This is a genomic window from Variovorax sp. Varisp53 (assembly GCF_059491555.1).
Genome location: NZ_CP168512.1, coordinates 2,803,414 through 2,822,958, shown reverse-complemented (window position 1 = coordinate 2,822,958; position 19,545 = coordinate 2,803,414). Strand labels below are relative to the sequence as shown.

Genomic DNA, 19,545 nt, shown 5'->3' with positions numbered 1-19,545 from the left:
ATCGGCCATGGGGTGCGCCCAACAATCCACCCCATGAACAGCTCAGCCATCGCCCCTCCTGCCGACCCGGCCGCGGCGTCCGATCGCCGCCCGATCCATCCGCTGTGGATGCGCATCACGCACTGGCTCAACGCGCTGGCCGTGCTGATCCTGGCGACGAGCGGCTGGCGCATCTACGACGCGTCGCCGTTCTTCCCGTTCACCATTCCGACCGTCATCACGCTCGGCGGCTGGCTCGGCGGTGCGCTGCAGTGGCACTTCGCGGCGATGTGGCTGCTGGTGTTCAACGGCCTCGTGTACCTCGCTATCAACATCGCCAGCGGACGGCTGGCGCGCAAGTTCTTTCCCGTGACGCCCCGCGGCGTCTGGCACGACGCGCTGGCCGCACTGAAAGGCCAGCTCTCGCATGCCGACCCTCGCCACTACAACAGCGTGCAGAAGCTGGCCTACCTGTTCGTGATGCTCGACCTGATCGTGATCGTGCTGTCGGGCCTGGTGCTGTGGAAGTCGGTGCAATTCCCCGTGCTGCGCGAACTGATGGGTGGCTACGAGTTTGCGCGCCGCATCCATTTCTTCGCGATGGCGGCCATCGTCGCCTTCGTCGCCGTGCACCTCGTGATGGTCGCCCTGGTGCCCCGAACCCTGCTCACCATGATCCGCGGCCGCGCGCCCAAAGCCCGATGAAAATCTTCAAAGCCCCCACCCTGAGCGGCATCGACGGCGACGCCGTGCTGCGCGAAGCCCGCACGCTGATCGCGAAGCAGCTCGACCAGCCCTCGCGCCGCGCCTTCCTGCAGCGCTCGCTGACGCTCGGCGGCCTCTCGCTGCTCACCGGTTGCAGCATCAGCGACAACACGCAGGTGGAAGCCGCGCTCACGAAGATCTCGCGCTTCAACGACAAGGTGCAGGGCCTGATCTTCAGCCCGACGCAGCTTGCGCCGACCTACTCGGAGGCAGAGATCACGCGCCCCTTCCCCTTCAACGCCTACTACGGCGAGGACGAGGTGCGCGAGGTGGACGAGGCCAGCTACAAGCTCGAAGTGACAGGCATGGTCGCCGACAGGCACGCCTGGACGCTTGCCGAGCTGCGCGCCATGCCGCAGCAAGACCAGATCACCCGTCACATCTGCGTGGAAGGCTGGAGCGCCATCGGCAAATGGGGCGGCGTGCGCTTTGCCGACTTCCTGCGCCACATCGGCGCCGACACCACTGCCAAGTACGTCGGCTTCAAGTGCGCCGACGACTACTACACCAGCATCGACATGCCCACCGCGCTGCATCCGCAGACCTTGCTGACGCTGACCTACGACGGACAGCCCCTGCCGCCCAAGTACGGCTTTCCGATGAAGCTGCGCATGCCGACCAAGCTTGGCTACAAGAACCCGAAGCACATCAAGGCGATGTTCGTCACCAACACCTATTCCGGCGGCTACTGGGAAGACCAGGGCTACAACTGGTTCGGAGGGAGCTGAGGGGCTGCTGAAGCCGCTCGACTGCCGAAGAAAGCGCGAGGCCGTGTTCACTGAACCGAGCCGATCCTGAAAACGAAACTTCATCAACCACTAGGAAAATTCCAAATGAACAAGCTCACCGCAACCCTGCTCGCAACCTGCATGGCCTTCGCCGGCGCCTCGGCCTTCGCCGCGGACGAAATGGTGAAAGACGGCATGGCCAAGGACGGCATGAAGAAAGACGCGATGACGAAGGACTCCATGTCGAAGGACGGCATGAAGAAAGACTCGATGGCCAAGGATTCGATGGCCAAGGACGGCATGAAGAAAGACTCGATGAAGAAGGACGCCATGAAAAAGGACAGCATGGACAAGGACGAGATGAAGAAGTAAGCGCCGTCGCAACCGCCATTGACGCCCGGCAGATTCGGCGTCAATGTCGCGTCGGCCGGTTTCCCAGCCACTGAAATCTCTCTCAAGGAACCCTCATGAAATCCCTTGCACTCACTGCCGGCACGCTGGCGGCCGCCGCCCTGGTCTGGTACGCGGTGCCCTCGTTCGCCGAAACCGCCCGCCGCGTGCCCGCGCCCACGGCCGACCTCGTGGCACCGCCGGCCGCCAAGACCGAAACCGCCGTGTTCGCCGGTGGCTGCTTCTGGGGCGTGCAGGGCGTGTTCCAGCGCGTCAAGGGCGTGAGCAATGCGGTGTCGGGCTATGCCGGTGGCGACGCGAAGACGGCGCGCTACGACGAGGTCGGCTCGGGGCGCACCGGCCATGCCGAATCGGTGCGCATCACCTACGACCCGCAGCAGGTCAGCTACGGCAAGCTGCTGCAGATCTACTTCTCGGTGGCGCACGACCCGACCGAACTCAACCGGCAGGGTCCCGACACCGGCACGCAATACCGCTCCACCGTGTTCGCCGAGAACGCCGAGCAGGCCCGCATTGCCAGCGCCTACATCGCGCAGCTGAACCAGGCCAAGACCTTCGGCAAGCCGCTGGCCACCACCGTCGAGATGGCCAAGCCCTTCTACGCGGCCGAGGACTACCACCAGGACTACCTGACGCTGCACCCGAGCCAGCCCTACATCGCGATCAACGACATGCCGAAGATCGACGAGCTGAAGAAGCTGTTCCCCGAGAGCTACAAGGCTACGCCTTCGCTGGTGAAAGCGGCCAAGGCCGGCTAAGGCCGATCAAGGCGTTGTGGCCAGTGCCCCGCGGCGCGCGGCCTGGTTGGATCGGGTGCGAAGCACCAGCGCCTGCTGTGCAGCAGCTGCGTTGGCGGCATCGCCCTTCCATGCGTCGAGCGCGGGCTGCTGCACCGCACGGGAGAAAGAGAAGGCCAGCGCCCACGGCACACGCGGCCTGAACCGGGCGTTCATTTCATTGAGGCGGGCGGAAGCCAACTGCGCCGGCTGGCCGCCCGAGAGAAACGCCACGCCGGGCACGGCGGCGGGCACGGTGCGCAGCAGGCAGGCGACCGTGGCCTCGGCCACCGCTTCGACGGAATCCTGGGTGGGCGCCTTCAGTCCGGGCAGCACCATGTTCGGCTTCAGCAGCATGCCTTCGAGCAACACGCCCTGCGCGCGCAACGCGGCGAAGGTCCGGTTCAGCACCTCTTCGGTCACCTCGGCGCATTGCGCCAAGGAATGGCCGCCGTCCATCAGCACCTCCGGTTCGACGATGGGTACCAGTCCGGCCTCCTGGCACAGCGCCGCATAGCGTGCCAGGGCATGCGCGTTGACGTCGATGCATGCGCGCGTCGGTAACCCATCGCCGATGGCGATCACGCCGCGCCATTTGGCAAAGCGCGCGCCCATGCCAGCGTATTCGGCGAGGCGCTCGCGCAGGCCGTCGAGCCCTTCGGTCACGGTTTCGCCCGGATGTCCGGCCAGCGGCTTTGCACCCGTGTCGACCTTGATGCCGGGGACGATGCCAGCGTCGGACAGCGCCTTCGCAAAGGGCACACCCGCATGGGTCTGCTGGCGGATCGTCTCGTCGAACAGGATCGCGCCGCTGATGCTGTCGGCCAGGCCCGGCGCGGTGACGATCAGTTCGCGCCATTCGCGCCGCGCCGCCTCGGTTTGCGGGATGCCGAGCGTGGCAAAGCGCTTGTTGCAGGTGGCGTTGCTCTCGTCCATTGCGAGCAGGCCCTTGTCGCCGGCGACGAGGGCGCGGGCGGTGTCGATCAGCGTCTGTGCGGTCATGGGGCACCTCTTTTGCGGAAGATCGTACGCCCTCCCCCCAGGCTGCGCCTAGATCACGTTCTTCTCCAGCAGCGGCCGGTTCTCCAGGATGCGCGCGAAAGACACCGGCGATAGATCGAGGCTGCGGTACTCGCCGAAGCGGATCAGTTCCGCAATGCCGCGCCCTGCGGCCGGGCACTGCTGCAGCCCATGGCCCGAGAAGCCATTGGCGAAGTACAGGTTGTCGCAGTCCGGGTGCAGGCCGAGGATGGCGTTGTGGTCGAACACGTTCATCTCGTAGTAGCCGGCCCACGCGCCGGTCATGCGAATGGCCTCGAAGGCCGGCACGCGCTCGGCCAATGACGGCCAGATGAAGCTGTCGAAGGCCTCGTACTCGACGTCGAGCGGAACGTCGTCGTGGTCCTGGTCTTCGGGCGGCGCGAAGCCGCAGATGAACTGGCGGCCTTCGGGGCGCAGCCAGATGCCGGAGGTGTCGATCACCAGCGGACAACCCGGCAATGTCTCGGGGCACGAGAAGCTGAACACGCTGCGGCGGCGGCCGCGCACCGGAAGATCGATGCCGGCCCATCCGGCGACCTGGGCGGCCCATGCGCCTGCGGCGTTGACGACAACGTCTGCTTCCAGGGTCTCGCCGCTGTCCAGCTGCACGCCCGTCACGGCGCGGCCGTTGCGGCGCAAACCCGTTGCATGGGCCTGCACATAACGCGCGCTTTGCGAGGCGGCCTTCTTGCGAAAGGCCTGCAGCAGGCTGTAGCCGTCGTACCAGCCCTCGCCCGAGAGGCCCAGCGACGCGAGCGCAACGCCCTCGGTCGAGATCCACGGAAAGCGCGCCTTCAGTTCGCCGGGCGTCATCAGCGCCACGTCCACCGCGTGCGCCTTCTGCATCGCATGGTTCTCGCGCAGCACGTCGACACCGGCCGGCGAGGCCAGGTACAGGTAGCCGGGCTCGACCAGGCCGATGTCGGGCACGTCATCGCCCACACGCAGGGTCTCGCCGAGCGTGCGGAAAAAGTCGATGCCGTAGAGCGACATCTCGATGTTGATGGCGGTGGAAAACTGCTGGCGGATCGAACTGGCCGACAACGCCGAAGAGGCCTGCCTGTACGAGAAATCGCGCTCGACCACCGTGACCTCGAAGGGCTCTTCCTCGGGGCTTCGGGTCAGGAAATAGGCGATGGCTGACCCGATCGCTCCACCTCCAATGATCACCACACGACGCATGCTGGGCCTCATGCCGGCCTAGACCGGGTTCGGATTGCGCTCAAGAAAGCCCTGCTGATGCCAGTACGGATAAGCCCGCGTCGTCGCGCTGGCCGCGTCGAGTTCCGCGACCTGCGCGGGTGTGAGGTTCCAGCCCACGGCGCCGAGGTTCTGGCGCAACTGCGCCTCGTCGCGCGCGCCCACCACCACGCTCGACACCGTCGGGCGCTGCAGCAGCCAGTTCAGCGCAACCTGCGGCACGGTCTTGCCCACCTCGGCGCCAACCTTTTCCAACGCCTCGACCACGCGGTAAAGCAGTTCGTCCGGCACCGGCGGGCCCATGTCCGCTGTCGCGTGCAGGCGGCTTTTGGCGGGCAGCGGCTGGCCGCGCCGGATCTTGCCCGTGAGCCGACCCCATCCGAGCGGGCTCCACACCACGGCGCCCACGCCCTGGTCTTGCGCAAGCGGCATCAGCTCCCATTCGTAGTCGCGGCCGACCAGCGAGTAGTAGGCCTGGTTCGCGACGTAGCGCGCGAGGCCGTAGCGCTCTGAAGTGGCCAGCGATTTCATCAGGTGCCAGCCCGAGAAGTTCGACACGCCGATGTAGCGCAGCTTGCCCGCGCGCACGAGGTCGTCGAGCGTCGAAAGCGTTTCTTCCACCGGCGTGCTCGCGTCGAAGCCGTGCATCTGGTAGAGGTCGATGTAGTCCGTGCCGAGGCGCTTGAGCGCGCCATCGACGGCCTGCACGAGATGGTGGCGCGACGAGCCGACGTCGTTCGGTCCCTCGCCGCTGCGGAAGGTGGCCTTGGTCGAGATCAGCAGCCGGTCACGCGGCCGGCCCTTGATCGCCTCGCCGAGCACCGATTCAGCGGCGCCGCCCGAGTAGACGTCGGCGCTGTCGAACATGTTGACGCCAGCGTCGATGCAGATGTCGATCAACTTGCGCGCCTCGGCCACGTCGGTGCTCCCCCATGCGCTGAATAACTCGCCCTTGCCCCCGAAGGTGCCGGTGCCAAAGCTCAACACGGGGACCTTGAGGCCCGATTTGCCCAGGTGACGGTATTCCAAAGTGGTACTCCTTCGTGTTTGCGGATTCAGGGAGAAAACCGACAAGCCGACCGGCATGTCGTCGCGCCATTCTTGGACGAAGCAGTGAACCCTGCAGGCCGGTGGACTTTGTGGAAATCGATCGGAATAAGTTGACAACCGTCACTGAATTCCCTGCTGTAGCATGCGCCGCGAAGCCGTGATCTGGGCCGTGAATTGATGGGAAGACACGCCTTCGTGGGAATCGATAACTAAATAATTATTTTCAGGAGGACCCGCATGCTTGTCGAAATTGACGCGAACGGAATGATCAATCACGCGCGAGTCAGAAGTGCTCGCAGCCCCGAAATCGAAAGAGGCAGGCGGACCGGTGCGATCACCGGCATCGTCGTTCATCAAACCGATGCCGACACATCGGCATCTTCACTGAACAGCTACAAGCGGCCGAAGGCGAATGGCGCGCACTTTCTCATCGATACGGATGGGACTATCTATCAGACGGCGGGGATTTATCAGCGTACGAATCATGTGGGGCCGCTGAAGGCGAGATGCTTGGCCGTAGGGGCCGCAATGCCGTGCGCCCTGCGCGACTATGCGAAGGCGGGAGTGGAAGGAATGCATCGCATTGAAATGCGCAAGCCGCCCAGCGATCGTTATCCGAGCAACATGGAGGCCGTCGGAATTGAATTGGTCGGCAGGGCAAGGCTGCCGGTAGGGTTCAAGCCAATCGGTGAAGCAGCAAAGTGGCCGCTCGAAAAACAACGAGGTGAGTACGGCATATTCGATACCCCGACTGCGGCTCAAAATCTATCTCTCTCGTGGCTTGTCAAGGCGCTTGAAGATTCCGTGCAGATTTCTTCGAGTGAAGTCTTTCCTCATCCCGCAGTCAGCAGAAAGAATCCAACGGAAGCCCGGGGCGCGAACTGGAATCTGCCCGTACCAACGCCATGAACAAGACCCACATTTTTGTGACCGTGGCGGCGCTGATCTTGGCCGCCGTCGCATGTCCGGCGCAGGCAGCCGACAGGCGCTATCGCCTCGCATATGTGCAGAAAGTGAAGGTCATAGAACCTTCAGGCCGAACTGCCTGGGAAAACAAGGATATCCTGGACTGCGACGACGTCGTGTTGACAGAAGAGGATGTCCGCTATGCCTTGCAGCACATGCGCAGGGTTTCATGGAAGGCCTACGACCCCGAAAACACCGACACCACGGGGTGTCATGGGAGCGCACTCGTTACCTTCCAGAACGGGAAAATCCTCGCCATGGGCATTGAGCCCACGGGGCGGATCAGCACCCAAGAGTATGACGCCAAGATGAAGCTCACGGCGAGTCCACCGGGCTTCTACGATTGCGCTCCTTGCGGCAAACGCAAGATGGCACTCCTGAAGGACGCGCTGTATCGAGCGCACGAGCGAGCGCTGAGGAAACTGGCGGCTGAAGGGAAGTTTCCGCCTGACGAGGTGGAGCGCCGGCTGAAGTGGTTCCGGGACAGTCGCTAACGGCCCTGACGCGCCTGCCAGGGCAACGACTCTCCCACCCCGCTGCGGCGGGGTTTTCCTTTTGGCCTCAGGGACACCATAAGATCCGGCGACCCAACGAAATCCTCCGCATGAACATTGCCCTCGAGCGCCCCAACCAGCCCGACGTCATCCAGCTCATCGACGATCTTGATGCGTACCAGAAGCCGCTGTATCCGCCCGAGAGCCACCATGGCATCGACATTGCGGCACTGTCGGCGACGCACGTGCTGTTCGCGGTGGCGCGCGACGAGGCGGGCATGGCCATCGGCTGCGGCGCTCTCGTCGTGAACCCCGGCTACGGCGAACTCAAGCGCATGTATGTGCGCCAGCAAAACCGCGGGCAAGGCGTTGCGGCGAAGATGCTGAGCTTTCTCGAAGGCGAAGCCGCGGCGCGCAATTGCACCCTGTTCCGGCTGGAGACGGGCGTGAGCCAGCCAGAGGCGCTCGCGTTCTATGCGCGCGCGGGGTATGCGCGGCGCGAGCGCTTCGGCGACTATCCCGACGATCCGTTGAGCGTGTTCATGCAAAAGACGACGAATCGTGGCGCACGGTTCATCGATTGAGGCGTGAGGCGTTGACCCAGGGTTTTTCCTAGTCCTCGGGCATGTCGAATCGCAGCGGGCTCATCCGACGTAACCACAGAGGGTCGTCCTCTGTTCTTCAGGAGAAAGCAACCATGGCTACCAACACTGTTCGTCTGCACCGCGTCCTGCGCACCTCCCCCGACCGGCTCTACCGTGCCTTCGTGGAGGCCAGCGCGTTCGAGCGCTGGCTGCCGCCCTTCGGATTCACCGGCAAGGTCCACACCATGGAGCCCGTGGTGGGCGGCGCCTGGCGCATGTCCTTCACCAACTTCGGCACCGGCCACAGCCACTCGTTCGGCGGCAAGTACCTGGAACTCGTTCCCGGCCAGCGCATTACCTACGACGCCAGCTTCGACGATCCCCATCTTCCAGGCACGATGAAGACCACCGTGACCCTGACCGCGGTGTCATGCGGCACGGACATGTCCGTCGTGCAGGAAGGCATCCCCGACGTGATTCCCGCCGAGATGTGCTACCTGGGCTGGCAGGAATCGCTGATCGCGCTGGCCCAACTGGTCGAGCCGAACATTCCGGGTTGAGGCGCTTGCGCTTCGGAAGCGTTTGAAGGCCGGCGCGGGCCCATGCCGCGCCTCACAGCCGGCAAATCCTTCTAGCCCGGCCAGCTCTTCCAGGATGGGGCACTCGGGACGCTCGTCACCTTCGCAGCAGTGGGCCAGGCGCTCCAGCAGGCGCTTCATGTGCGCGAGCTCTTCGATCCGCTGGGCCAGCTCCTCGGCCCGTTCGAGCGCGACGCGCTTCACATCGAAACTCGCGCGGCGCCCGTCTTGCCACAGCGCATGCAGCTCGACGACTTCCGCTGTGTCGAAACCCAGCGTGTGCGCCCGTCGTACGAACCGCAGCGTTGGCACAGTTTGCTCGTCGTAGAGACGGCCGTCCGCGCCGGTGCCGTCGAGCAGCCCGAGCGATTCGCAGTCGTGCAGCAATTGCGCGGACGCACCAGAGCGGGCAACCACGTCGGCAAGGGATAGGCGCGCCGCAGCAGTCGGCGCCGTGGGATGTCCCATGAAGTTCTCCTTCGAACCAAAACGCAAAAGTCTCAGCCTTCACACCATGGCAGGGTCAAGCCGCCGCATGACCTTGGCGCGCAAGGGGGTCAGGCTCCTGAGTTTTCGAGACCCGCCCGCCTGGCTTGTCCACCCCGGGCAAACCCTCAAATGCCCCCTCCCTTCTGGCCCGGTATTTGCGTCTACGATCGGAAATGACAGAAAATTTTCTTATCTGTCATATATTTGTAAATTCATTTTCATCGTCCGCACCCTTCCAGGTGCATCGCCCGCCCCATGAGCACCAACGTCGACACCCCAGGCACCACAGTGGCCCAGCGCATCGCGCAGGCGCTGCCGCGGCTGACGCGTTCGCATCGGCAGGTGGCCGACTTCGTGCTCGAGCACCCGCTGCAGGTTGCGACGCTGCCCATCGACGAGCTGGCCACCGCGGCGGGCGTGTCGGTCGCCACGGCCAACCGGTTCGCGCGGGCGCTGGACTTCGACGGCTACGCCACCTTCCGCGCCGAACTCGTGCGCGGCTTCGAGTCGCTGGTGGCGCCGGTCGAACGGCTGCGCGGCAACCTGGAGCGCCCGACCACGGTCGCCGAGGTGTTCGCCACGGCGCTCGACGAAAGCCGCCGCAACATCGAGGCCACGCGCCAGTCGCTGGACTACGCGGCTTGCGAGGCCGCGGTGCAGCGCATCCTGAAGGCGCGCTCGATCTACATCGGCGGCTTCGGTGCCAGCGCCTGGCTCGCGGGGCTGCTGCAACACGGCCTCGATGGTTCGTGCAGCGACGTGCGCATGCTCTCCAGCGTGAGCGGCATCACCCACGCGGCGCGCACACTGATGCACGCGGGCTCGCAGGACCTGTTCATCGGCCTGACCTTTCCACGCTACCTCACCGACACGGTGGCGCTGGCACAGATCGCGCGCGGCCAGGGCTGCGCGGTGCTCGCGCTGACCGACCGCCCCAGCTCGCCGCTCGCGCCGCTGGCCGACGTGGTGCTGTATTGCCAGACCGAAACCAGCTACCGCCCCAACTGCGAAACCAGCGTGCTCGCACTGATCGAAGCGTTGACCAGCGCGGTCGCCCTGCGCGCGCCGGGCGCGGCGCAATCGGCCGGCCGCATCCTGCAGGCGGTGCGCCCGTGGCTGCACGGCGGACTGGGCCAGGGCCATGTGCGCGGCGAGGTCTCCATGCCGTCCGTGCCTGCCGCCGTCGCTTCCGACGCCGGCAAGAAAAAGAAGAAAGCTTCCCGATGAAGAACGTCACACCCGTCATCGCCATCCACGGCGGCGCCGGCACCATCAGCGCGGCCACGACCGACGCCGCCCAGGCGCAGGCCTATCACGACGCCCTGCAGACCATCGTGCGTGCCGCGCAGGCCGCGCTGCTCAAGGGCATGTCCGCACTCGACGCCACCTGCCTCGCGGTCGAGATGCTCGAAGACTGCCCGCTCTTCAATGCCGGCTACGGCGCGGTGTTCACGCACGACGAAACGCACGAGCTCGACGCGGCCGTGATGGACGGCGCCACGCTCGCTGCCGGCGCCATTGCCGGCGTGAGCCACGTGCGCCGACCGGTGCGCGCCGCGCGCGCCGTGCTCGAGGACGGAGCCCACGTGCTGCTGGCCGGCGCGGGCGCCGAGGCCTTCGCGCGCGACCGCGGCCTGGAGATGGTCGAGCCCTTCTTCTTCTCGACCGACGCGCGCCGCCAGCAGCTGTACCGCGTGCGCGACACCGGCCGCGTGGTCACCGACCACGAGGGCGCCGCCATGACCAAACCGCCGCTGGACGAAGACAAGAAGCTCGGCACCGTCGGCGCGGTCGCACTCGACATGCACGGCCATCTGGCCGCCGCCACTTCCACCGGCGGCATGACCAACAAGCGCGTCGGCCGCATCGGCGATTCGCCGCTCATCGGCGCCGGCACCTATGCCGATGACCGCACGGCGGCCGTGTCGTGCACCGGCAGCGGTGAAATGTTCATCCGCGTCGCGGCTGCCTACGACGTATGCGCCCGCATGGCCTACGGCGGTGCCACGCTCGAAGCGGCCACGCACGCGGTGGTGCGGCAATCGCTGCCCGCCATCGGCGGCACGGGCGGGCTGATCGCCGTCGACCGCCACGGCAACCTGAGCCTGGCCTTCAACACCGAAGGCATGTACCGAGGCCACGCGCGCGGCGACGAAGCGCCGAAGACGGCCATCTTCGCCTGACGCCGCAGGCCCCATTTTCTTCGCACTCCCATGTCCACCCCTGCCATTGCCCTGCCGGACGGCCGCGTTCTCGCCGTCGACGACCTCACCGTTCGCTTCTCGACCTCCGAGCGCACGGTCGATGCTGTCAAGAAGCTGTCCTTCCACGTCGACCACGGAGAAACGCTCGCGGTGGTGGGCGAATCGGGCTCGGGCAAGTCGGTCACCTCGCTCGCGCTGATGCGGCTCGTGGAGCATGGCGGCGGGCGCATCCTCGATGGGCGCATGACCTTCCGCCGCCGCAACGGCGAAGTGCTCGATCTCGCACAGGCACGCGACACCACGATGCGCAACATCCGCGGCGCGGACATCGCGATGATCTTCCAGGAGCCGATGACATCGCTGAACCCGGTGTTCACGGCCGGCGATCAGATCGCCGAGGCCATCCGCATCCACCAGGGCAAGAGCGACTCTGCCGCGCGCGCGGAAGCCTTGCGCATGCTGGAGCTGGTGCGCATTCCTGAAGCGCGCAATGTGCTCGACCGTTTTCCGCACCAGCTGTCGGGCGGCATGCGCCAGCGCGTGATGATCGCGATGGCGCTGTCGTGCAAGCCGCAGCTGCTGATTGCCGACGAGCCCACCACCGCGCTCGACGTGACGATCCAGGCGCAGATCCTGCAGCTCATCCGCGAACTGCAGAAGGAGATGCGCATGGGCGTGCTCTTCATCACGCACGACATGGGCGTGGTGGCCGAGATTGCCGACCGCGTGCTCGTGATGTACCGCGGCGACAAGGTGGAAGCCGGCAGTTCCGACACCGTGTTCGCAGCGCCGCAGCACCCCTACACCAAAGCGCTGCTGTCGGCGGTGCCCAAGCTCGGCGCGATGCAGGGCACCGACCTGCCGGCCAAGTTCGAACTGCTGCGCACCGAGGCCGGCGCCGACACCGTGCCGTGCACGCAGACCACGCCGCAGGACACCGTGCGCGAAGACGCCGGCCCCATCCTGCGCGTGCGCGACCTCGTCACGCGCTTCGACGTGCGCAGCGGCATCTTCGGCCGCGTGAAGCGCCGAGTGCATGCGGTGGAGAAGATCAGCTTCGACCTGTACCCCGGCGAGACGCTGGCGCTGGTCGGCGAATCGGGCTGCGGCAAGTCGACCACCGGCCGCTCGCTGCTGCGCCTGGTCGAAAGCCAGAGCGGCGCCATCGAGTTCGGTGGCAAGAACATCCGCGAACTGCCCACGCGCGAGTTGCAGGCGCTGCGCCGCAACATCCAGTTCATCTTCCAGGACCCGTTCGCTTCGCTCGACCCGCGCGTGACGGTGGGCTTCTCGATCATGGAGCCGCTGCTGATCCATGGCATCGCCAAGGGCGCCGAGGCGCAGCAGCGGGTCGATTGGCTGCTGCAGAAGGTGGGCCTGCCGCCCGAGGTGGCGCAACGCTACCCGCATGAGTTCTCGGGCGGCCAGCGCCAGCGCATTGCGATTGCACGCGCGCTCGCGCTCAACCCCAAGGTGGTGGTGGCCGACGAATCCGTGTCGGCGCTGGACGTGTCGATCCAGGCGCAGATCGTCAACCTGATGCTCGACCTGCAACGCGAACTGGGCGTGGCCTTCCTTTTCATCTCTCACGACATGGCGGTGGTGGAGCGCATCAGCCACCGCGTGGCCGTGATGTACCTGGGCCAGATCGTCGAGATCGGCCCGCGCCGCGCCGTCTTCGAGGCGCCGCAACACGCCTACACGAGCAAGCTGATGGCCGCGGTGCCGGTGGCCGACCCGTCGCGCCGCCACAAGCCGCGCGCGCTGCTCGAAGGCGAGATTCCCAGCCCCATCCGCGCGGTGGGCGACGAGCCCGAGGTGCCGCCGCTTGTGCAGGTCGCGCCAGGCCACTTCGTTGCACGGCACGCCATCGGCGGCGCTTTCTGATTTTTCAACCCGCAGGCCCTCCTGCTTTTTTCCTCGAACCGACTGGAGTTCTTTTTCCATGAAGCAATCTTCTTCCTCTCTGCGATGGGCATCGGCATTGCTGGGCCTGGCCGCGTTGGCCGCATCGGGCACGGCACTGGCCGCGAAAGACGTGGTGCTGTCGATCGGCTACCAGCCGGAAACGCTGGACCCGTACAACACCAACACCACCATCACCACGGCCGTGACCAAGACCTTCTATGAAGGCCTGTTCCAGTTCGACAAGGACCTGAAGGTGCAGAACGTGCTCGCCGAGAGCTACGACGTGTCGAAGGACGGCCTGGTCTACACCATCAAGCTGCGCACCGGTGTCAAGTTCCACGACGGCACCGACTTCAACGCCGACGCCGTGAAGTTCACGCTCGACCGCGTGCTGAACCAGGACAACAAGCTGCTGCGCTACAACCAGTTCAACCGCGTGAGCAAGGTCGAAGTGGTGAACCCCAGCACCGTGCGCATCACTCTGAAGGAGCCCTTCGGCCCCTTCATCAACTCGCTGGCCCACGCATCGGCCGCCATGATCTCGCCCACCGCGCTGAAGAAGTGGGGCAACAAGGACATCGCCTTCCACCCCGTGGGCACGGGCCCCTTCGAATTCGTCGAGTGGAAGCAGACCGAAGCCGTCAAGGCCAAGAAGTTCGACGGCTACTGGAAGAAGGGCTATCCGAAGGTCGACAACGTCTCGTGGAAGCCGGTGCTCGAGAACAACACGCGCGCCGCGATGCTGCAGACCGGCGAGGCCGACTTCGCCTACCCCATTCCCTATGAGCAGGCCGACCTGCTGAAGAAGAGCGAGAAGCTCGAAGTGGTGGCGACGCCCTCGATCATCACGCGCTTCCTGGCATTCAACATGCTGCAGAAGCCCTACGACAACCCGAAGGTGCGCGAAGCCATCGGCTACGCCATCAACAAGGAAGCGCTGGCCAAGGTCGCGTTCGGCGGCTACGCCTTCCCCGCTCAGGGCGTGCTGCCCCAGGGCGTGAAGTACGCCGAGAAGATGGCTCCCATTCCCTACGACCTGAAGAAGGCCAAGGAACTGATGAAGGAAGCCGGCTACCCCGACGGCTTCGAGTCGGTGCTGTGGAGCGCCTACAACAACACGACCTCGCAGAAGACGATCCAGTTCGTGCAGCAGCAGCTCGCGCAGATCGGCATCAAGCTGCAGGTGCAGGCGCTCGAAGTGGGCCAGCGCACCGAGCAGGTGGATGCATGGCCCGATCCGAAGACGGCCAAGGTCCGCATGTACTACACCGGCTGGTCGTCGTCGACCGGCGAAGCCGACTGGGGCCTGCGCCCGCTGTTCGCCTCGGAAGCCTGGGCACCGAAGCTGAACAACATGTCGTTCTACAAGAGCGAGGTGGTGGACAACGCGCTGGCCAAGGCGCTGGTGACCACGGACGAGAAGGAACGCACTGCGCTGTACAAGACCGCGCAGGAAGAGATCCGCAAGGACCTGCCGCGCGTACCGATGATCACCGAGCAGAACCTTTCGGCGCACGCCAAGCGTCTCTCGGGCGTGTTCGTGATGCCTGACGGCAACATCAACATCGACGCCATCGCCACGTCGAACTGATCCCGGCTCCTCGTTTCCTGACTGACTGCCCGACGGGCGATGGCATGCCGCCATCGCCCGATCGCGGCAACCGCACCCCATGCTGAATTACTTCCTCAAACGACTGTTGGGCCTGATCCCCACGCTGCTCATCGTGGCGGTGCTGGTGTTTCTGTTCGTCCACATGCTGCCCGGCGACCCGGCGCGACTTGCCGCCGGCCAGGATGCCGACGAGCAGACCGTGGCCATGGTCCGCGCGGAGCTCGGGCTCGACAAGCCGCTGCCGCAGCAGTTCGTGAACTTCTTCACCCACATGCTGCAGGGCGACTTCGGCACCTCGATCCGCACACGGCGGCCGGTGTCGGTGGAAATCGGCGAGCGCTTCTTCCCGACGGTGATGCTGACCATCACCAGCATGGTGTGGGCGGTGATCTTCGGCATGGGCATCGGCATCGTGTCTGCCGTGTACCGCAACAAATGGCCGGACCGGCTGGGCATGACGCTCGCCGTGTCGGGCATCTCTTTCCCCGCATTTGCACTCGGCATGCTGCTGATGCAGATCTTCTCGGTCCAGCTCGGCTGGCTGCCCACGGTGGGCGCCAGCAGCTGGAAACACTACATCCTGCCCTCGATCACCCTGGGCGCGGCCGTGGCGGCCGTGATGGCGCGCTTCACGCGGGCCTCCTTCGTCGAGGTGATCCAGGAAGACTTCGTGCGCACCGCGCGCGCCAAGGGCGTGCACGAATCCAGCGTGGTGTTCAAGCACACGCTGCGCAACGCGCTGATCCCGGTGGTCACGATGATGGGCCTGCAGTTCGGCTTCCTGCTGGGCGGCTCCATTCTTGTGGAGGCGGTGTTCAACTGGCCGGGCCTCGGCCGCCTGCTGGTGGACGCGGTGCAGATGCGCGACTACCCCGTCATCCAGACGCTGGTGCTGTTGTTCTCGCTCGAATTCATCCTGATCAATCTCGTGGTCGATGTGCTCTATGGCTACATCAACCCCACCATTCGCTACAAGTGAGCAGCAAGCCATGACGCAAGCTACCGGCGCGACTGCCGATCCGATCACTCAGCCCATCGTGGCGGTTCAAACCGCCGGCAAGGTCCGCACCCCTTGGGGCGAATGCTGGCGCCGCTTCAAGAAGCAACCCGTGGGCATCGTCGCCGCGGTGTTCGTGCTGCTGCTGGTGTTCGTCGCGGTGTTCGCACCCTGGATCGTGCCCTTCGATCCGGAGAACTTCTTCGACTACGACATGCTCAACACCGGCCCCTCGGCCACGCACTGGTTCGGCGTCGATCCACTCGGGCGCGACATCTTCAGCCGCATCCTGGCTGGCGCGCGCATCTCGCTGATGGCGGGCTTCCTGTCGGTGGTGCTGGGCGGCATCATCGGCACCGCCTTCGGCCTGCTGGCCGGCTACTACGAAGGCTGGTGGGACCGCATCGTGATGCGCATCTCCGACGTGCTGTTCGCCTTCCCCGGCATTCTTCTCGCGCTCGGCGTGGTCGCCATCCTGGGCAGCAGCATGACCAACGTGGTGGTGGCGGTGTCGGTGTTCAGCGTGCCGGCGTTCGCGCGCCTCGTGCGCGGCAACACGCTGGTGCTGAAGCAGCAGACCTACATCGAGGCCGAGCGCAGCATCGGCGCATCCGACTGGACCATCATCGTGCGGCACATCCTGCCGGGCACCATCTCCTCGATCGTGGTGTATTTCTCGATGCGCGTCGGCACCTCGATCATCACGGCCGCCAGCCTCTCGTTCCTGGGCATGGGCGCGCAACCGCCGACGCCCGAATGGGGCGCGATGCTCAGCGAGGCCCGCGCCGACATGGTGACCTCGCCGCACGTGGCGCTGTTCCCGAGCCTGGCCATCTTCTTCACCGTGCTCGCCTTCAACCTGCTGGGCGATGCGCTTCGCGACGCGCTCGATCCGAAGATCGACCGCCAGTAATTCTTCGTTCATGCCATCCATCACCCTGCCCTACATCGGCAACCTGCTCCAGGGCGCGCGCAACGCCATCACCGACGTCGAAGGCGTCACGGTCGGCCACCAGACGCTGGATGACGGCGGTGTTCAGACCGGCGTGACGGTCGTGCGACCGCATGCCGGCGATCCGTTCCGCGACAAGGTGCCGGCGGCCGCCGTGGTGCTCAACGGCTTCGGCAAGAGCGTGGGACTGGTGCAGCTGGCCGAGCTCGGCGTGCTCGAGACGCCGATTGCGCTGACCAACACCTTCTCGGTCGGCACGGTTGCCACGGCGCAGATCCGCCATTGCGTGGCGGCCAACCCCGAGAGCGGTCGTTCGCTGCCCACGGTCAATCCGCTGGTCTTCGAATGCAACGACGGTTTTCTGAACGACATCCAGCGGCTGGCCGTGACCGAGGCGGACTATCTTCGCGCGCTCGACGGCGCCGGCGCCGATTTCGCGCAGGGCTCGGTTGGCGCGGGGCGCGGCATGTCGAGCTTCCAGTTCAAGGGCGGCATCGGCAGCGCCTCGCGACGCGTGTCGGCGCTGGACGGCGACGTGCATACCGTGGGGGCGCTGGTGCTGGCGAACTACGGGCGCCAGCCGCAGCTGGTGCTGGCCGGCCATGCCGTCGGCGAGCGGCTGGCAGCGCACGGCACGGCCGAATGCAAGGAGCCGGAGAAAGGCTCGATCATCATCGTCGTCGCCACCGACGCGCCGCTCGATGCGCGCCAGCCGCCGCAGCTGGCGCTGCGCGCGGGCGCGGGGCTGGCGCGCACCGGCTCGGTCTTCGGCCATGGCAGCGGCGACATCGTGCTGGCCTTCTCCACCGCCTACACCGTGCCCGACCGCATCGACCGGCCGATGCCGGCCATTGCGATGGTGCACGACGGGCTGCTCGACGGGCTCTTCCAGGCTGCGGCCGACAGCACCGAGCAAGCCATTCTTCACGCGCTCTGGCGTGCCACGGCCGTCACCGGCCGCGATGGCAACCACCGGCAGGCGCTGTCCGAGCTTCTGCCGCCCTCTTCTCTTTCTTCCTTTGCGGAATCGAGCATCCCTTCATGAAAGTCCTGATCTCCACCGACATCGAAGGCGTTGCCGGCGTTTACCACTCGGAGCAGACGCGTCCCGGCAACCCGGAATTCGAGCGTGCCCGCCTGCTGATGACGCAGGAGGCCAATGCCGCGATTGCCGGGGCCTTCGATGCCGGCGCCACCGAGGTGCTGGTCAACGACTCGCACGGCGGCTTTCGCAACATGCCGCCCGACGTGCTCGACCCCCGCGCCCGCGTCGTGCAGGGCAAGCCGCGCTACCTGAGCATGGTGGCGGGCGTGGAGGAAGAAGGCGTGGAAGCGGTCTGCATGGTGGGCTACCACTCGCGCGCGCAGGGCCGGGGCATCCTCGCTCACACGATCAACAGCTTTGCCTTTGCCGGCATCCGGCTCGGCGAGCAGGAGCTGGGCGAGGCCGGGCTCTACGGCGCGCTGGCAGGCGAGTACGGCGTGCCGGTGGTGATGGGCAGCGGGGACGACGTGTTCATCGCCGAGAACCGCGCACTTTTCCCGCATGCGACGTTTGTCGAGACGAAGAAAGCGACGGGGTTCAACAGCGGCGTGTCGCTGTCGCCGGAGCAGTCGCGCAAGGCGATCCGTGCCGGCGTGGCCGAGGCGCTGGCTGCGCGTGGCAACGCAAGGCCGCTGGTCTTCAAAGGTTCGCAAGTGGTCACGCTGCGCACCCAGTCGCCGATGATGGCTGATCTGTTTTGCCAGTGGCCAGCGTTTGAGCGGGTCGATGGCGTCACCCTGCGCTTCAACGCCGAGACGGTGGAGGCTGCGGTGCGCATGCTGAACTGCTGTTCGGCGATGTCGTCGATGCTGCGCTGATATCGGGCGGTCGGGGGAGACGGTGCCAGCGCTTCGCTGGCGGACCAGTTTCAGTGACGCACTCAGGGCCCGGGAATGCGATGGGGATCGCGTAGTGCATGACGGATGTGTCCGACGTCGGGTGGTACTGCGAATCGTATATCTCAAGGTCCGGCCCCAGGGTGTGCGAGTTTCCAGACGACAACATCCAGCTGGAATAGATGTAGTTCACCGTCGCGTCGATCTTCTGGGCGGCGCCCCGGTGGGTGAAGCGCGCGTAGGTCGATGCGGGCACTTGCATGGCAACCATGCCGAGCGGCAGTTCGCCAGGGCCGCGGACCTCGGTGCATGCGAGATAGCGCAACTGTTCGCTGTGCGGCCCCGCCGGTGCCACGACGCCGTAGCAGACTCCGGGCACCGCATGGGCAATCTCCTTCAATCGCGGCAGAAACTGGGCCCACAGGGGAGGCAGTTTCTGGCCGAGGTTGTTCTTTTCAGAATCGATGCCGTAGTAGTCGGTGGGCATTCCCACCATCTGCATGGCCGGCTGCGCCTTGATGTCAGGCGTCAGGGAGATGTTCTGGTGAAGGTGCGCAAGGTAGCTTTGGTCGAACCGGATCTTCCGGATGAAAAGCGACCGGTTTCCCATCTTGCGGTATTGCGACGGCGTCAACCGGAAGCACTCCCTGAAGGCGCGGGTGAAGCTTTCCTGGGTTTCGTAACCCGCCGCCAGCGCAATATCGAGCACGCTCAGCCGGGTGCCGGTCAGCTGCTCCATCGCCTTTGCAAAGCGGCGCGACCGGATGTAGGTCTTCAAGGTTTCGTTGGTCAGCGCCTTGAAGATCCTTTGGAAATGCCACTGGCTCAACCCGGCGGCCCGTGCAACATCGGAGGGATGGATATCGGATTCGAGATGGGCCTCGATGAAGTCGATGCCCTCCTGTATTTGCCTGAGATGAAGCACGGCCG

Annotated in this window: 20 protein-coding genes and 1 pseudogene; 16 read left to right on the top strand and 5 right to left on the bottom strand. The window is 65.6% G+C overall.

Annotation, left to right across the window (positions count from 1 at the left end; translation table 11 throughout):
• Window positions 1–33: 33 nt before the first annotated feature.
• The 4 genes from ACEOAB_RS13210 (at window position 34) to msrA (ending at window position 2,641) form a co-directional block, all read left to right on the top strand.
• Entirely contained in the window at window positions 34–684 is a 651-nt protein-coding gene (locus ACEOAB_RS13210) for a cytochrome b/b6 domain-containing protein (RefSeq protein WP_413747514.1), read from the top strand.
• Window positions 681–1,472, top strand: coding sequence for a molybdopterin-binding protein (locus tag ACEOAB_RS13205; protein WP_413747513.1), 792 nt, complete (start codon window positions 681–683; stop codon window positions 1,470–1,472). The genes ACEOAB_RS13210 and ACEOAB_RS13205 overlap by 4 nt, the downstream gene beginning before the upstream one ends.
• 105 nt (window positions 1,473–1,577) lie before the next feature.
• Window positions 1,578–1,844, top strand: coding sequence for a pentapeptide MXKDX repeat protein (locus ACEOAB_RS13200; protein WP_413747512.1), 267 nt, complete (start codon window positions 1,578–1,580; stop codon window positions 1,842–1,844).
• Window positions 1,845–1,939: 95 nt separating this feature from the next.
• Window positions 1,940–2,641, top strand: a complete 702-nt coding sequence (msrA, locus tag ACEOAB_RS13195) for a peptide-methionine (S)-S-oxide reductase MsrA (protein WP_413747511.1) — start codon at window positions 1,940–1,942, stop codon at window positions 2,639–2,641.
• A 6-nt stretch (window positions 2,642–2,647) separates the two neighbouring features.
• On the opposite strand, the gene ACEOAB_RS13190 is transcribed toward msrA, so the two are convergent.
• From ACEOAB_RS13190 to ACEOAB_RS13180, 3 genes are read right to left on the bottom strand one after another with little or no spacing between them, the layout of a single operon-like run.
• A complete protein-coding gene (locus ACEOAB_RS13190) occupies window positions 2,648–3,661 on the bottom strand; it encodes a class I fructose-bisphosphate aldolase (protein WP_413747510.1) in 1,014 nt (337 codons plus the stop codon).
• Between the two features lie 48 nt (window positions 3,662–3,709).
• On the bottom strand, window positions 3,710–4,882 hold the full coding sequence (locus ACEOAB_RS13185; protein ID WP_413747509.1) for an NAD(P)/FAD-dependent oxidoreductase: 1,173 nt from the start codon (window positions 4,880–4,882) through the stop codon (window positions 3,710–3,712).
• An 18-nt stretch (window positions 4,883–4,900) separates the two neighbouring features.
• Window positions 4,901–5,929 (bottom strand): aldo/keto reductase, encoded by a 1,029-nt coding sequence (locus ACEOAB_RS13180; RefSeq protein WP_413747508.1) that lies wholly within the window; start codon window positions 5,927–5,929, stop codon window positions 4,901–4,903.
• A gap of 258 nt (window positions 5,930–6,187) precedes the next feature.
• On the opposite strand from ACEOAB_RS13180, the gene ACEOAB_RS13175 reads away from it, so the two are divergent.
• The 4 genes from ACEOAB_RS13175 (at window position 6,188) to ACEOAB_RS13160 (ending at window position 8,554) form a co-directional block, all read left to right on the top strand.
• Window positions 6,188–6,859, top strand: coding sequence for a peptidoglycan recognition protein family protein (locus ACEOAB_RS13175; RefSeq protein WP_413747507.1), 672 nt, complete (start codon window positions 6,188–6,190; stop codon window positions 6,857–6,859).
• Window positions 6,856–7,410 (top strand): hypothetical protein, encoded by a 555-nt coding sequence (locus ACEOAB_RS13170; RefSeq protein WP_056599035.1) that lies wholly within the window; start codon window positions 6,856–6,858, stop codon window positions 7,408–7,410. The genes ACEOAB_RS13175 and ACEOAB_RS13170 overlap by 4 nt, the downstream gene beginning before the upstream one ends.
• A gap of 110 nt (window positions 7,411–7,520) precedes the next feature.
• Entirely contained in the window at window positions 7,521–7,994 is a 474-nt protein-coding gene (locus ACEOAB_RS13165) for a GNAT family N-acetyltransferase (protein WP_413747506.1), read from the top strand.
• A gap of 113 nt (window positions 7,995–8,107) precedes the next feature.
• The gene (locus ACEOAB_RS13160; RefSeq protein WP_413747505.1) at window positions 8,108–8,554 is read left to right on the top strand and encodes an SRPBCC family protein; all 447 of its coding nucleotides are present in this window, start codon (window positions 8,108–8,110) and stop codon (window positions 8,552–8,554) included.
• A 198-nt stretch (window positions 8,555–8,752) separates the two neighbouring features.
• Here ACEOAB_RS13160 and ACEOAB_RS13155 read toward each other — a convergent pair.
• Window positions 8,753–9,040 (bottom strand): annotated as a pseudogene (locus tag ACEOAB_RS13155) (MerR family transcriptional regulator); the annotation flags it as partial.
• A gap of 276 nt (window positions 9,041–9,316) precedes the next feature.
• Between ACEOAB_RS13155 and ACEOAB_RS13150 the strand changes: the two are divergent.
• The 8 genes from ACEOAB_RS13150 (at window position 9,317) to ACEOAB_RS13115 (ending at window position 18,597) form a co-directional block, all read left to right on the top strand.
• Window positions 9,317–10,288: a MurR/RpiR family transcriptional regulator gene (locus ACEOAB_RS13150; protein WP_495653773.1), complete on the top strand. Its 972-nt coding sequence runs from the start codon at window positions 9,317–9,319 to the stop codon at window positions 10,286–10,288.
• Window positions 10,285–11,244 (top strand): isoaspartyl peptidase/L-asparaginase family protein, encoded by a 960-nt coding sequence (locus tag ACEOAB_RS13145; protein ID WP_495653772.1) that lies wholly within the window; start codon window positions 10,285–10,287, stop codon window positions 11,242–11,244. Before ACEOAB_RS13150 ends, ACEOAB_RS13145 begins: the two co-directional genes overlap by 4 nt.
• A 30-nt stretch (window positions 11,245–11,274) precedes the next feature.
• Complete coding sequence (locus ACEOAB_RS13140; RefSeq protein ID WP_495653771.1) at window positions 11,275–13,152, top strand: dipeptide ABC transporter ATP-binding protein; 1,878 nt, start codon at window positions 11,275–11,277, stop codon at window positions 13,150–13,152.
• Between the two features lie 58 nt (window positions 13,153–13,210).
• Complete coding sequence (gsiB, locus tag ACEOAB_RS13135) at window positions 13,211–14,764, top strand: glutathione ABC transporter substrate-binding protein GsiB (RefSeq protein ID WP_413750677.1); 1,554 nt, start codon at window positions 13,211–13,213, stop codon at window positions 14,762–14,764.
• A 79-nt stretch (window positions 14,765–14,843) separates the two neighbouring features.
• Window positions 14,844–15,764 carry a glutathione ABC transporter permease GsiC gene (gene gsiC / locus ACEOAB_RS13130; protein ID WP_413750676.1) on the top strand — a complete coding sequence of 307 codons (921 nt, stop codon included), beginning with the start codon at window positions 14,844–14,846 and terminating at the stop codon, window positions 15,762–15,764.
• Window positions 15,765–15,774: 10 nt separating this feature from the next.
• Window positions 15,775–16,695, top strand: coding sequence for a glutathione ABC transporter permease GsiD (gene gsiD / locus ACEOAB_RS13125; RefSeq protein ID WP_413750675.1), 921 nt, complete (start codon window positions 15,775–15,777; stop codon window positions 16,693–16,695).
• Between the two features lie 10 nt (window positions 16,696–16,705).
• Window positions 16,706–17,779, top strand: a complete 1,074-nt coding sequence (locus ACEOAB_RS13120) for a P1 family peptidase (protein ID WP_495653770.1) — start codon at window positions 16,706–16,708, stop codon at window positions 17,777–17,779.
• Window positions 17,776–18,597, top strand: coding sequence for a M55 family metallopeptidase (locus ACEOAB_RS13115; RefSeq protein WP_413749798.1), 822 nt, complete (start codon window positions 17,776–17,778; stop codon window positions 18,595–18,597). Before ACEOAB_RS13120 ends, ACEOAB_RS13115 begins: the two co-directional genes overlap by 4 nt.
• Here the strand turns inward: ACEOAB_RS13115 and ACEOAB_RS13110 are convergent.
• Window positions 18,524–19,540 carry a helix-turn-helix domain-containing protein gene (locus tag ACEOAB_RS13110; protein ID WP_413749799.1) on the bottom strand — a complete coding sequence of 339 codons (1,017 nt, stop codon included), beginning with the start codon at window positions 19,538–19,540 and terminating at the stop codon, window positions 18,524–18,526. The genes ACEOAB_RS13115 and ACEOAB_RS13110 overlap by 74 nt on opposite strands.
• Between the last annotated feature and the right edge of the window lie 5 nt (window positions 19,541–19,545).